Annotated in this window: 11 protein-coding genes and 1 tRNA gene; 5 read left to right on the forward strand and 7 right to left on the reverse strand. The window is 53.3% G+C overall.

Annotated elements, in window-relative coordinates; all coding sequences use genetic code 11:
- The first annotated feature begins 102 nt into the window (after positions 1-102).
- Complete coding sequence (locus J7416_RS21255) at positions 103-570, forward strand: hypothetical protein (protein ID WP_209227645.1); 468 nt, start codon at positions 103-105, stop codon at positions 568-570.
- Between the two features lie 177 nt (positions 571-747).
- Here J7416_RS21255 and J7416_RS21260 read toward each other — a convergent pair whose 3' ends face one another.
- The gene (locus tag J7416_RS21260) at positions 748-2118 is read right to left on the reverse strand and encodes a HEPN domain-containing protein (RefSeq protein ID WP_209227647.1); all 1371 of its coding nucleotides are present in this window, start codon (positions 2116-2118) and stop codon (positions 748-750) included.
- A gap of 244 nt (positions 2119-2362) precedes the next feature.
- Between J7416_RS21260 and J7416_RS21265 the strand changes: the two genes are divergently transcribed.
- Entirely contained in the window at positions 2363-2968 is a 606-nt protein-coding gene (locus J7416_RS21265; protein ID WP_209227649.1) for a hypothetical protein, read from the forward strand.
- Between the two features lie 119 nt (positions 2969-3087).
- Here the strand turns inward: J7416_RS21265 and J7416_RS21270 are convergent, their stop codons facing one another.
- From J7416_RS21270 to J7416_RS21295, 6 genes are all read right to left on the reverse strand, one after another.
- Entirely contained in the window at positions 3088-5427 is a 2340-nt protein-coding gene (locus J7416_RS21270) for a hypothetical protein (RefSeq protein WP_209227650.1), read from the reverse strand.
- A gap of 72 nt (positions 5428-5499) precedes the next feature.
- A complete protein-coding gene (locus J7416_RS21275; RefSeq protein WP_209227652.1) occupies positions 5500-7416 on the reverse strand; it encodes an AAA family ATPase in 1917 nt (638 codons plus the stop codon).
- Between the two features lie 704 nt (positions 7417-8120).
- Positions 8121-8197: transfer RNA gene (locus J7416_RS21280), tRNA-Arg, on the reverse strand.
- A 64-nt stretch (positions 8198-8261) separates the two neighbouring features.
- Positions 8262-9644 (reverse strand): HAMP domain-containing sensor histidine kinase, encoded by a 1383-nt coding sequence (locus J7416_RS21285; RefSeq protein ID WP_247744415.1) that lies wholly within the window; start codon positions 9642-9644, stop codon positions 8262-8264.
- An 18-nt stretch (positions 9645-9662) separates the two neighbouring features.
- A complete protein-coding gene (locus tag J7416_RS21290) occupies positions 9663-11081 on the reverse strand; it encodes an FAD-dependent oxidoreductase (RefSeq protein ID WP_209227661.1) in 1419 nt (472 codons plus the stop codon).
- A gap of 4 nt (positions 11082-11085) precedes the next feature.
- A complete protein-coding gene (locus tag J7416_RS21295) occupies positions 11086-11817 on the reverse strand; it encodes a TVP38/TMEM64 family protein (protein WP_209227663.1) in 732 nt (243 codons plus the stop codon).
- A gap of 297 nt (positions 11818-12114) precedes the next feature.
- Here J7416_RS21295 and rpmH point away from each other — a divergent pair, with 297 nt between their 5' ends.
- Genes rpmH through yidD form a run of 3 tightly spaced genes read left to right on the forward strand, consistent with a single transcriptional unit; the run spans position 12115 to position 12951 of the window.
- Positions 12115-12249, forward strand: a complete 135-nt coding sequence (gene rpmH, locus J7416_RS21300; protein WP_005980833.1) for a 50S ribosomal protein L34 — start codon at positions 12115-12117, stop codon at positions 12247-12249.
- Between the two features lie 25 nt (positions 12250-12274).
- Positions 12275-12706 carry a ribonuclease P protein component gene (gene rnpA / locus J7416_RS21305; protein WP_209227665.1) on the forward strand — a complete coding sequence of 144 codons (432 nt, stop codon included), beginning with the start codon at positions 12275-12277 and terminating at the stop codon, positions 12704-12706.
- The gene (gene yidD / locus J7416_RS21310) at positions 12703-12951 is read left to right on the forward strand and encodes a membrane protein insertion efficiency factor YidD (protein ID WP_209227667.1); all 249 of its coding nucleotides are present in this window, start codon (positions 12703-12705) and stop codon (positions 12949-12951) included. The genes rnpA and yidD overlap by 4 nt, the downstream gene beginning before the upstream one ends.
- The last annotated feature ends 19 nt before the right edge of the window (positions 12952-12970 follow it).

A 12970-nucleotide genomic window follows, 5' to 3' on the forward strand; every position in this document is an offset into this window, starting at 1 on the left:
TTGCGCCAAGAGACGCAAATTGAGGTATCTGACGTTGAAGGAACTGGGTAAGGCTTGAACACAGTAGTCGAAATAAAGTGCGGCCGAGTTCCGACTATTTTCGTGAGAGAGACGCCAAATGCGTGGCAGCCATACCTGCGCCGCAAACTCCTAGCTCTACTTAAACTTAGCAAATCCCATAAGGAATTTGCTGAGCGGCTCGGAATTAGCCCGTTGGTTGTGCGACGGCTCCTGGATTTGCTTGGCGTCGACTATGTTCAACGCCTCTATAGGCAATATGAAAGGGGAAAGGCCTGTTCAGATATTGCCAATGCAAACGGGATGAAGCCAGCAACGCTGTCCAAACTCTTTAAGGAACGCGGCTTTGAGGTGAAGCGCGGGGTTCGCAGACCCAATGTCCCAAAACATAAGCTGCGCCGTATTTGGACGGAGACCCCAGTAATCAACAGGGTGGCGCGAAAATTCACAATCCATTGGCAAACGGCGCTGCGTCTGCTTGAGGACGAAAAGCTGATCGTGGGTTATAAAGGTCGACCGAGAAAACTCTCAAAACCATCACAGCCACCGTAGGTTTTTCGTATGCGTCTCAGGGGTATCCTAGCAGACCAAAAAAACTCCTGGTTCGGCCCTTTGCGGACGCAGGACATATTAACCTTAGCTGCAGTGCAGCTCGAACAAAGCTGACGGTGAAGAGTTGTGCTGCTATGGTGCCGACGAAGCTGTTAGCCGCCCATTCGTGGAATTTGCTCAATGGATACGTTTCAAAATTGCAGCGCGGGCTATCGGTTCCCCGTCCTCCCACGCCTGCCCGGCCTGACTGATTAGGCGTCTGCGTTTGTTATCACTTGGGCCATGAACGATAGCCGAACGGACCTTGTAGAAGTGCCTCATCTTCTCTCTAATGGATGCCTTGTCCACATCATTTGTTGCCAAGAGGTCGGCTGCTGCTTTCTCAAGATCTCGACTTAGCGAGCGTCCGCGAGGTTTGAACAAGCGCTCAAACACAATCGCCAAGTCCAGTATTTTGTCCTCAGTAGAAAACCGTCCGTCGCGCCGATGGGATTCAGCAAGCCTTTGGATTATGGCCGCCATTTCTGGATACTCGGTTTCCCTCCTCCGTGCGAATAGGTCTTTGACTGACAGGATCTGCCCAATATCGACGGCCTCAATCTCATCAAACGCAGAGAAAAGGTGGCTTATTGAACGGCCACTATGGGTTTGAGCTGAATCGTGGTGCGAACCGAGTAAACCGCTTGCACGACGCGGAATACATCCTTCGAATGTGGCTAGCCACGAGACACGTTGGCTCAGGGTAATTGAAAGTAGATTGGCAAACTCCGTCGCCCAACGATGAAAGAGAGGAGGAAGGTTTCGTGTTTGAAAACGAGGGGGATTGTGCAAGTCTCCAAATCTGGGTTTCCAAGAAAACTGGCGAGCAATCCCAAATACGGCCTCCAGTCGCCGCCAATTGACTTGCTTCGCGGCAACTTCCGTCAGCCATTCGGGTTCAATGTGTTCCTGCAACTGTTCGAAAGGGACAAGTGAGTATCCTTCCCCAAGTTCAACTGTGTTTTCTACAAAAACGCCATGATACAAAGCGACGTCTATCGCTTTACCCAAATAGGGTTGGGTTTCACCGTCGCTATTCTGAATTGCAAGTTTCAGGATAGTGTTCAAATCGCTTGCAGGTCTGAGAAAGGGATCATTTGAGCTTTCATCTTGCGCCTCCATGAGACCAACTATCAACTGGCTCAGAGTCGTCATAGAGGTGTGGTTCAAGATCCCAACCTGAAACTCGTCTCTACCGAGGTTATTGCCCAAAGTGCGCGAAAGTGTGGGATGATATCTAAGGACCCCACGAACCGGGTCTATTGCTGCCTTCAGCTTCTTGAAGTTCTCAGTATTTTTGTACCGAGCCTCGAATAAGGCATCATCGTATAGCTTCTGGATGGCTTCACTGGGATACGGCGTCTCATCACGACCGTTTCGAACAATCCGTGTGTAACCAGTTGCACTGAAGTACCAATCCAAAAACGGTCTCTGTGCTCGTTCGAGCTTGGAAAGAGCAGTTGATAGTCTTTTCGTCCAGTCGGTTTGGTCAAAGTCTTTGAATAACATGACGAACTGTTAGGCTAGTCGTAGGTGGAATGCTAGGATTGGAACGCCCTTGCCTGTTAGGAATTCCGTTCTCGCCTATCGCGATCCATTGCTGCCGTTCGCCTTAACTAACCGTTTCCGCATTGCGCACCATCTGAGCGTCCATTCGTCGCGAGTGTAAAGCCCAAGGCTTGCCATACTTGCAGATCATCACCGTATTCACATTGATAGTATCAGACGGCCCTAGGCTAACAGGAGTGTCTACATGTCAAACTTGGATGAAGATGTACGCAAGGAGCGAGAGACTTTGATCGCAATAGAGTACCACGGCATCTATCCCGTATACGAAGCGTTCTACATCCACTCAATCATCTATGCCGCGGAACGTTCAGAGTTGGCTTTCGAGCGTTTTGATGAATCTGTTGCCGCAGGCCAGTCGCCAGAGTTGGTTTTCGCGACTATTCAAGAGGCTTTGACTCACGCGGGCGCGCTATCTCGCTTTTTCTGGCCAATGAAAACCGAGAAAAACGTACTTGCGGCCGCACGCGGTGACAGATTGCGAAACGCCTTCACGCTTGATGAAAAATCACCTTTGAGATGGCGCAAGTTGCGAAATGCATTTGAGCACTTCGATGAAGATCTTGACCGCTTTCTTCTAGAAGATCGCGCGGGGTACTTTTTTCCAAGCCCGCTAGTGGACGATCAGACGCTCGCAGACGAAGCCATCGGGCATATCTTCAAGCTTGTTGATCCGAAGCATGGCATTTGCATTCTGCTTGGTGAAAAATTCGAATTTCGGCCAATTAGAGGCGAAGTGCAGCGAGTTTTGTCTCGCGCTCGCAAGATGGACGAGCAAGGCAGTCGTCTTTGAGGTATACCGGTAATTGGCCAGTTTGTCTGATGCCACAGTGCTGCTCATCAAGACGAGACGTGCGTCAACGGCTAGTCGTTCCAGAAAAATCAACCAAGTTACAGAAGAAATCAGTATCTCTACGCGCTATCCACATCCTCAAAGATTGATCTTTGGCTTGGTTCCGACGACTCGTCGCGCTCGGTCAGTGCGGAATTGGTAGGCGAAAACACATCCCAATCACCATCGTCCTCTTGCTCGGCGCGGTGTTCTTCTTGTTCTTGAAGGACTTCATTGATCTCTTCTCGAAGCAGATAGCCAGCTGACTCAACAATACTGTCAATCTTAGCGAAACCGCTTTCGACAAGGAGGTTTTCGAGTATATGCAAACCAGAAGAAATGACATCGTACTGATCCTCGATATCAAATTCCAGATCGATGTCATTGCGTTTACCGTCGAGCACCTCCTCGAAGCCATCCACAACTTTGGACGATAACACAGCTCCCAAAGACAAGAGCATGCGAGGTCCTACAAGTGACAATAGATCATCATCTTCGACCCAGGATAGGTCGAACTCGTCTGTAGCGCATTGAATAAGCTTGCGTGAAATCTCTGATCGGTCGAAATCGCTTAGCGCGCCCAGCATATAAGCACGGGCTGCCGCCCGGTTTTTAGCGCTATTGCTGGCTCGAGACGAAGAAAACACCATCCGACCCATCAGGCCATCATGTTCTTTAAACTGGTGCTCAACGACATCATCGCTCGCACGGGATGACAGGAACTCAAAAAGGATACTGTTGGTTCGCCAGTTGTTCGGCACCTCTTTCAGTCTGCGATTCAATACATCGTTGAGCGAAGCTGGGATTTTGGCCGCGTTTACCGTGGCAGGACCGTTCTCACAGACGAATTGGCCCATAACTTTCTCAATCGGCCCGCCACGGACTATTGCCGTCGTCATGTTTGGCAGAGTGTCCAATATGGCTGTGATCGCATCCGCGATTGTCGGATGATCAAACCCCCAGACCCGATCGGACGCTTCCGACACTACTTTTGTGAAGGAGCCCTCTAACTCGGGCAGCCGTGCGAGGATTCCGGATTCGCTATGACCCGTTGTTTCCACAAGAGCTGAAACTGCGTCACGGTCTAGTTCGTTCAAGTCCACCCAGCCACGATGGACATAGATCAAAACTAGTGCGGCAAACTGCTCAGATTCCAGTTCATTGATAACCTCGATAAGGTGCTCTTGAGGTTTTGCCATGAAATCGCATAACGCGTCTTCCGTTAAGTTCAGCTTTTTTGTGAAGTTCGGGTTACCGAGCCGCTCTGAGATACCTGGCAAAAAATCTTTCACCTGTGCAACGGCATTTAAATACCGTTTCGCCTTCTCTTTCCAAGCTTCCGCCTGTTCTCCATGTTTGACGTGATTATAGAGAATTTGGCGTTTCTCATCGCTTGATAATTCACCGACATTAACGACGGCGGCTTCCGTTTTAAAGAGCGGCATATTCCTAGATCCGAGCCTAGTCGCGGCAGCCCGATAGATGTAGCTGCGCGACGTGAACAGAAAGCGGTTGCCACCTGTGATAGCTGCAGAGACCTTAGGAAATTCCCGCGCCCATGCCTGAACATGGGTGGTGTCCATAACGTTCGAGCCGAAAGCATCATCAATCCAGAAGAACCGATTTTTTTGGTCGGGGTTCCAGTGGCTTACAAACTCTTCCGGAGATGAAACTTGAATCACTGAATGCTCATCGTCTTCGATTGCCATTGTAGACAATATCGCACCGATAGTAGACTTTCCGCTCGCCGGGTTCCCGAGCAACAGAACTAAACCGTGTTCGTCCAGAATTCGGACAGCGCGGTCGTGCGATTTGGTCGGTACATAGGTCTTAAGCTTGGGTAACCACGTTCTTAAGATCACCTTGGTTTGCTCGATCGCACGCACGTCCAGAATAGTGGTCAGATCACCTAGTCCGTACACTTGTGGAACCAGAGCGCGAAGCTTTGCGCTTTCGCGGATGGTTTGGACGATCTGCTGTTTTCCCCAAACCTCAGGTTTGGTAACTCCGTAATCACGTAGCTTGTTTCGGATCAGTTTCGCATTCGGGCCTGATACCGACATGTTCGTTATGAAGATGTAGCTGTCCGCTTCACCAGCGGAAACGAGTTCTTCAAGCTTCTCAAGCTCCGGGGTTAAATCCGACAGAGTCAGGCTGCCTTTCGGGTCAGACGAAAACTTGACTTGGACTGTGCCCGTAGGTGGTGTTTTTTTTCGCGAATTAGAAATGAGGAATACAGCATCCTGACCACCATCTTTCGCCTCGTGGTGGATCGTAACTCTTGTTTTCAATCGCTCTTCACAGACCTGAGCGGCCATGTCTTGAAAGGCCTTCCAACCGATAGTGTGGAGAGCAAGATCGGCGTAGGGACCCTGTGCTTGCAAGCGTTCAAATTTCTTTTGGTCTTTGACGGTTTTCATATGACGGTTCACATTTGCATCTGTCCAAGAAGGTTTAATACCCAAACGGTAATTGGGTTAAGCGCTTTCGCATTACCTTTTTTCGCTCGGAAGATTTGAAACCGTTTGGAGCAAGCTGCCATCTATGATTTTGTCGACCATCGTTCCCAGCCGTTCGAACCTACACCCTTTATCCCAAGCGACCTGCATCATAGCAGCTATGAAAATGGGATTCTTTCGGCAGTCCTTAAGATGACCGGCTGCGCGTCTACCGGCTTCCAAGCACTCTTCTCGTAATGCTCCTAGATCTTCGTCCATCGCGTCTTCGATGTTTGTTTTCCACGCAGTGAACCGCTCATTGTAGATATCGTCTTGGGGAAAGGCGTTAGTGGTTTCGTGCCCCACTAGCCCAAAAGCTGTCAGATTATCCTTGCTATGGCGAGTACGCTTTCCAGCGTCTTGCTCCTGACCGTCGCAATCAAAGACCAGATAGTATGGGATAGCAAACTGCTGAGCGAGCAACTGCAGCATTATAATTGGACTTTTCCCGCCTGCTTCAATGATGTTGCAGCCTCGCCTTTGGAATGTTTTCAACTTATCAGAGAGCGAGAGATATGAGAATATGCACGCTTGGTCGGATACGCCCTCTACGAGTACCACGTAGTCGGAGAAGAAAATCTCATTGGTTTTGGGTTGCATCTGAATGCTGAGCTTCGCACGCAATGCCTCGATCTTTCTTTCTGCATCATCGAAATGAGTGTTGTATGCTTCGGTGATCGACTCGATGCTGCCACCATGCGTTTCCGTGAAACCCTTGTGATTTTGGGTTTTTCGCAGTCCGGTCAGCGAACTTACATCAACAAAATACGGGCTATGAGTGGTTAGGATGATTTGTGCTTGACCCTTGGAAAGTTGGGAGAGAACCGACGCTAGGTGCCGCGCTTGAGGCGGGTGTTGATATAGCTCTGGCTCTTCACAACCGAGAATAAGCGTTGGTGTTTCATCGCTCGCCGAGCGCAGCAACTCTTGCAAGATCACGAGTAAGAAAGCTCGTTGAAGACCATGCCCAAACTTACCGACGTCCCCCTTGAACCCTTTGTCTTCCAATTGGACGGCGGCGCTTGGTTCATTAACAGCAACCGATTTGTCATCTGAACGCCATTTGAGCTCGATACCGGCATCTGATGTAACACTACCCTTCAACCGCTCGCCAAGCCTGTCTTGGAGGCCGCGTAGGTGGTGCTGTTGCTCCTGAAGCAGTAGGTCGTAGCGTGCCCTGGCATCGGCTCTGATTTTAGCAAGCTCTTCTTCGTAGTTCATTGATGAGCGAACAGTGTGCTGGATCAGTTGCCCAAGATGGGTGTTCTTTCCTTCTTCCGACTCAGTGGATGCGTCCTTGACGGCTGGAACGTAGACCCAAGTAATAAATTGCCTAAATCTGTCCGACCCTTTGCTGACGCCAAAAAACTCATCGGCGCTTCGCAGCACTTCCTTTTCGTTCTCCGGCATTGCTTCTTCGAACTTTCGAAGCGCGGCTTCCATGGCCGCGCCAGAGCTCTCTTTAGGTAGACCTTCGAATTTCCGTTGAAGGGTCTCGTACATCTCTTTTCGTTTGCTGACAGGCGACTTTGGTAAATCAAAGAACTTTGCGAAATCTGGGTTGACGAGCCGCTCCCCCAACATGGTTAGTTGGAAACCGCTCTCTCCACTACGAACAACTTGCGCAGTAACTGTCATCGCCCCATGTCGGATGTAATGCTTAAAAACATCTTCTGCGGCCTTTGAGAAGTCGCAGAAAGTTACGGTTATTTCGATTGGCTTCGTAGTGTCCCGATTCCAAAAGTCGTCTTCTGTGAAGTTGCGAATTTCACCAAAGAATAAATTTAGTGCATGCAGGAAAGTAGATTTGCCTGAGCTATTAGGGCCGACAAAAACATTGTAGTTTTGGAAATCGATTTCTTGAGACTTAATTGATCGAAAGTTCCTGACCTTTAGTCTTTGGATTTGCATTACTTTTAACTCTAAATTCCTGCGTGCTTCTCAAACGGGGTTTGAGGCTCTTTTGGCCAATTTCCAAGACGGACGTTAGCAACCCATCTATCATAGCGCCACCGGAATCCGATAGTTCGTGGAAGCCCATACAACCTCAGGAATCCAACAGTTAAGGGTCAAATTTAGACGTTTGGATGTCAAATCTAAGGACCTTCAAGCTTTGTCAGGCAGCCGGCTATAAGTCTGCTTTTGCGCCTGATGGAAACGATCGTCACAACTACGGCGATAGTCTGTTCCTCACCCCATTTGACCTCATCTGACGAGGTTTGCTTGATTGTAGATAGTAACTGTGCAAGCTGCCACTCCGCGCTCGCTTTTTGGTCAGCGGAATTTGGACAAGCCAAACGCCTCAGGCCATCAGGGGTAAGGCACCACCTTCCCCCTCGGGCAACCCTATTAGGCAACACCGTGTCCTCGGCTGCGCCTGCGGGCCGCACCACTATTGTCGAATAGCATTGCCTCGCCCCCATCCGCGTTCGCCACGTAGCAGATCAGCAAGAACAGGCGCCTTCGGCTTCTGATCTGCAAATCAGCTCTGATTTTCCGAAAGGGAAGTCAGGATCATTGAAATCGGTCTAGGTGCTGGATGAAGGAATTGAGGCGAAAATGGTAAGGTTCTGTCGCTGGTGGCAGAACTATGTGTCGCCCTACATGGATACCAATGGCGGACCGAGGAGGATTCGAACCCCCGACCCCTTGATTCGTAGTCAAGTACTCTATCCAGCTGAGCTATCGGTCCGCGTTGGTGAGGCGGTATGTAGACCCGGCGTTCGGGACGTGCAAGTCGATTCTTCAAAAAAGTTTTAAAAAGTCCCAGCGCCGCGGGGAAGCCTGATTTCGAAGGTTGTTCCTTCGGGCCCAGTTTCCGCCAGCACAAGATCGCCACCGTGCCCGCGCACCAGTTCTTGTGAGATCGCAAGCCCCAAACCGGAACCGCCTTTGCGGACCCCACCCTGGAACGGAGTGAACAGGTTTTCGCGCGCTTTCGGGGGCAACCCGGGGCCATTGTCACTGATCTCGATGCACCAGTTGGTGTCATGCTCACAGCCCGCGATGGTGATCCTGCCGGGTTTGCCGGACGCGACAAGTGCCTGGCGCGCGTTGCGGACAAGGTTCATCATTACACGGAATATTTGCTCGGGGTCCGCTCGGGCCACGAGGTCTTTGGGCACCTCGTTCACGATCTCGACGCAGGCATCCGCGACGGCCAACTGTTCACTGGCCACAACGTCTTCGGCGATGTCGCGCAGGGGCACCATGGTCAGGGTCGGCGCGGGCTCTTCCGCGCGTCCGAATGCCAACGTGCTTTCGCACAAGGACACCGCGCGGGTTATCGAGTTCACAAGTTTGGGCGCCATCCGCCGCACCAATGGATCATCGCTGGTTTCGATCCGGTCGGTGAACAGTTGGGCCGACGTCAGAATATTTCTCAGGTCGTGGCTGACCTTTGCCACCGCACCGCCCAACTGCGCCAGACGTTCACGTTGTTTCAGCGCCTGGGTCAGTTCCGTCTGCAACTGCTGCAACGCCTCTTCCGCCTCGCGGAGTTCGGTCACCTTGGAATTGGGTGAGATGATCCCCCGCGCGTCTTCGGGTGCCCCGGCATAGCGCTGCATATAGCCCACGACGCTTTTGATCGGCTTGACCAGAACGACCCGGACAGCAAGGAACAGAAAAAACGCGGTGATGATGGAAATCACAAATGACAGGCCCAGAATGCGAAGGCCATAGTCGGTCATCGCCATGCGCAGCGGCATGCTGTCAATTGTAACCTCAATCAGCAAACCGGCCCCTTTGACCGGCTCACCGATCACGCGAATAACCTCGTTTTCCGGGGTAAACAGACGTGCAAGCGCATCACGGATCAACACCAAGGGCCCGGCATCCCGCAAATCGTAAGTCATCGTAACCTGTTCGGGGATGGCGGAGGACAGCATAAGTTGTCGTACCTCATCGCGGCGCAATACCACGTTGTAGACGCCCGCATTGGCCAGCAACTCAGCCTCGAGATCTTCTGCCAACATGTCGTCCGCCAGCAAAGCCAGTGAGGCGATCTGGGCGCGTTCAAGTCTGTTCAGCAGGAAGTCTTCGCGAAACCGCGCGATGGAAGGAACAAAGATCAAAATCTCGGCCAACATCACGAAGACCGTCGTCAGGATCAAAAATCGGCCCGACAGCGAGTTCAATCTGCTCTCCCTTCCTGATCAGGGCAGCCAGCGCTGGACGAACCTGACCACGCGTTTAACCGTCTGATTCTCAAACAGCCTTGGCGAGAAATAGGCACCCGCGACCCTTTTGTTAAGCTCTCCGATCGTCGGATAGGGTGAAACCATCGCGGCGATCTGGCCCATTTTGAGGTTATTGGCCAATGCCAGTGACCACAAGTTGATCAGTTCTCCGGCCTGATGCCCCACGATTGTAGCCCCAACCGGTCGGCCCTTTACCACCATGACCTTGATAAAACCCTTGGTTTTCCGTTCGGAAATCGCCCGGTCATTGTGGTGATAATCAAACCGCGCAACTTCGACGTTGTCGCCATGTTGTTCACGGGCCTGAGCTTCGGTTAGGCCAACCTGCGCCAGTTCGGGGTCCGTATAGGTTGCCCAAGGAATATGCGCGGTCTTTGCCTTAGAGGGCAGCCCGAACAAGGCAGAGCGGATAATAATTCCAGCGTGGTATCCGGCCACATGCGTGAACTGCAGTCCACCCGCGACGTCTCCGATCGCATACACTTTGCGGTTTGTAGTGCGCAGCGTGTCATCCACCTTGATCCCGGTGCGGGTCGGTTCAATCCCGGCTGCCTGCAGGTTCAGGCGGTCTGTATTGGCCTTGCGTCCGGCTGCCAGCAACAGATGCGAGCCTGTGTAAATCTCGCCCTTCTCGGTCACGACCTCAACAGCGCCATTGTTGTCCCGAATCTGAGCCACCATCGCGTTTTCGTGGATTTCCACGCCCTCGGCGCGCAGCGTATCCAGCACGATCTCGGCCGCCTCAGGGTCGTCTTTGCCCAGCGCCTGCATCCCTTCGATCACCGTGACTTTGCAACCTAGCCGGATGTGGGCCTGCGCCATTTCCATGCCGATAGGGCCGCCGCCGATGATCAGCAGGTGTTCCGGCTTGTCCCGCAGGTCGAAGATGGTTTCGTTTGTATAGAACGGCACCTGATCCAGCCCCGGGATCGGCGGCACCAAAGGCGACGAACCGGTTGCAATCACAACCCGGCGCGCAGTGATCAGGTAGTCACCCGCCTGCACCTGGGTCGAAGAGACAAAACTGCCGAATTCGCGGATCACCTTGACGCCGAATCCCTCGAACCGCTCCTGACTGTCCATCGGTTCGATCTGTGCAATCACGTCATGCACGTGGTCCTTGGCGGCTGCGTAATCCACCTGCGGCACCACGTCCGCCACGCCCAGCGCCGCAGCATGCGCCTGCCCATAGGCCGCCTTACCGCTGGCAATCAGCGCCTTGGACGGAACGCAGCCAAAGTTCAGGCAGTCTCCGCCCATCTTGTGGCCTTCCAGCAAGATCACATCGGCGCCCATTTGGCTGGCACCGGCCGCAACAGACAAGCCACCCGACCCGGCCCCGATCACCAGGATATCGGTTTTAAGTTCTTGCATGGATTCAGGCGTCCTTTTTGCCGCGCAAAGCTTTGATGACTATTGGCAATGCCGCCAGCACACACAAGCCTAGGATCGGGCCGATAACGAAGGGCTCCCACAGCAGCGAGACATCCGGCGTCCCGCCCCGATCGAACACACCGCCCAGACCAACGCCGATCCAGGTGTAGACGATGCCGCCCGGAATAATGCCCAGCGCCGTGGTGATCAGGAAATTGCGGAACTTCACTCCCACCAGCGCAGGGACCAGATTTGCGACGAAGAAGGGCACCACCGGCACGAGGCGCAGCAGGAACAGGACCGAGATTTCATTCTCGCGCAGACCGTCCTTGAGCTTTTTGATCGTCCCTTCAGACGATTCCAGTCGCGCGGTCAGAGACTCGCCCAGTCCCCAACGCGCCGCCAGAAAAATCGCAGAGGCTCCTATTGTGGCGGCAAAGACATTGAAAACGGTGCCTGCAAACAGGCCAAACAGGAACCCACCGGTCATCGATGCGACCGCCGCGCCGGGCAGCGAGAAGGCGACGATCACGATATAGACCGCGATAAACACTGCAGCCATCGACCAATAATGCGTGTCACGCCATTCCAGCAGGGCCTCGCGGTTGTCGCGCAGGGTCTCGAATGTCAGGTAGTCGCCCAGCATAAAGAAGCCCAGCGCAGCCACGGCGAGAATCACCAGCAAAGGTATATGTCGCGTAAGCCCACTGCGTGGGGTCTGAGTTGTATCGCTCATGACGCTGTCCGGTTTTGTGCGTTTCATCTTGCACCCAACATGCGCCGTCAGCGCGCCGCGCAACAGGGGCCTCACGCGGCGTTGATCTTTACGGAAGGGAATGTGAGGGATAAGGCTGCGAAAACCGGTGTTTTGAAACCTTTTGCCCGCTGTGGTTACAGAATTGTTGCAAAAGGCGCGAAAACCCCCACCTAGGGGTTTGACTTACCCCCCGCTACCCAGTAGAGGACGGGCTTCGAACACTAGGGCCAGGCGAATCCGCGCCGCACCCGACCGCTATAGATTGGAGACGGAGCGATGAAACGCACCTATCAGCCTTCAAACCTGGTTCGCAAACGCCGCCACGGTTTCCGCGCGCGCATGGCCACCAAGGCCGGCCGCAAGATCCTGAACGCACGCCGCGCACGCGGCCGCAAATCGCTGAGCGCGTAAACCGCTCACCGATCAGGTTATGAACATGACGCCGCCGGAGGCCCCTGTGGATGGTAAAAACCACCCCGGGGACAAGCCCCCGGCGGCGTCCGTTTGCGCGCCTGATACTTTGACCGTTCTCAAAAAACGGTCCGATTTTCTGAAAGCGGCCCGCGCGCGCAGGCAAGGCACGTCGTCGATGATGGTGCAGGGCCGCAAACGCGCCCCTGATGAAGATCAAGAAGCGGTCATTCGCGTCGGGTTCACCTGCTCCAAAAAGGTCGGCAATGCAGTCGCCCGTAATCGCGCCAAGCGCAGATTGCGCGAGGCCGCACGCGCTATATTGCCTGAACATGGTCGCGCGGGGTGGGATTATGTTCTGATTGGTCGGGCAGGCTCGACGTCAGACCGACCCTATTCCGCCTTGCTAGACGACCTTCGATATGCGCTACGAAAAATCCACGGCGCGCAGAAATGACTTTGCTCTCTCATATCATCGCCCTGCCGATCCGGATTTACCGGCTGGTGCTCAGCCCCTGGGTCGGCTTCAACTGCCGGTATCAGCCAACCTGCTCGGCCTATGCCTTGGAAGCCCTCGAAAAACACGGTCCGATAAAAGGCACTGTGCTTGCGGCCCGCAGGATCGGACGGTGCCATCCTTGGGGTGGTGATGGATATGATCCGGTCCCGGACAACAAGGACGACAAGGGGTGCTGTTCGTGACCCCTCGTCAGACTTGACC

The organism is Ruegeria sp. R14_0, assembly GCF_017743975.1.
Lineage (GTDB): Bacteria > Pseudomonadota > Alphaproteobacteria > Rhodobacterales > Rhodobacteraceae > Ruegeria.

Excerpts from the sequence above, each read along its gene's own strand:
- J7416_RS21260 (WP_209227647.1), bottom strand. The coding sequence starts at position 2,118 with ATGTTATTCAAAGACTTTGACCAAACCGACTGGACGAAAAGACTATCA.
- J7416_RS21265 (WP_209227649.1), top strand. The coding sequence starts at position 2,363 with ATGTCAAACTTGGATGAAGATGTACGCAAGGAGCGAGAGACTTTGATC.
- J7416_RS21270 (WP_209227650.1), bottom strand. The coding sequence starts at position 5,427 with ATGAAAACCGTCAAAGACCAAAAGAAATTTGAACGCTTGCAAGCACAG.
- J7416_RS21275 (WP_209227652.1), bottom strand. The coding sequence starts at position 7,416 with ATGCAAATCCAAAGACTAAAGGTCAGGAACTTTCGATCAATTAAGTCT.
- J7416_RS21290 (WP_209227661.1), bottom strand. The coding sequence starts at position 11,081 with ATGCAAGAACTTAAAACCGATATCCTGGTGATCGGGGCCGGGTCGGGT.
- J7416_RS21295 (WP_209227663.1), bottom strand. The coding sequence starts at position 11,817 with ATGAGCGATACAACTCAGACCCCACGCAGTGGGCTTACGCGACATATA.
- rpmH (WP_005980833.1), top strand. The coding sequence starts at position 12,115 with ATGAAACGCACCTATCAGCCTTCAAACCTGGTTCGCAAACGCCGCCAC.
- rnpA (WP_209227665.1), top strand. The coding sequence starts at position 12,275 with ATGACGCCGCCGGAGGCCCCTGTGGATGGTAAAAACCACCCCGGGGAC.
- yidD (WP_209227667.1), top strand. The coding sequence starts at position 12,703 with ATGACTTTGCTCTCTCATATCATCGCCCTGCCGATCCGGATTTACCGG.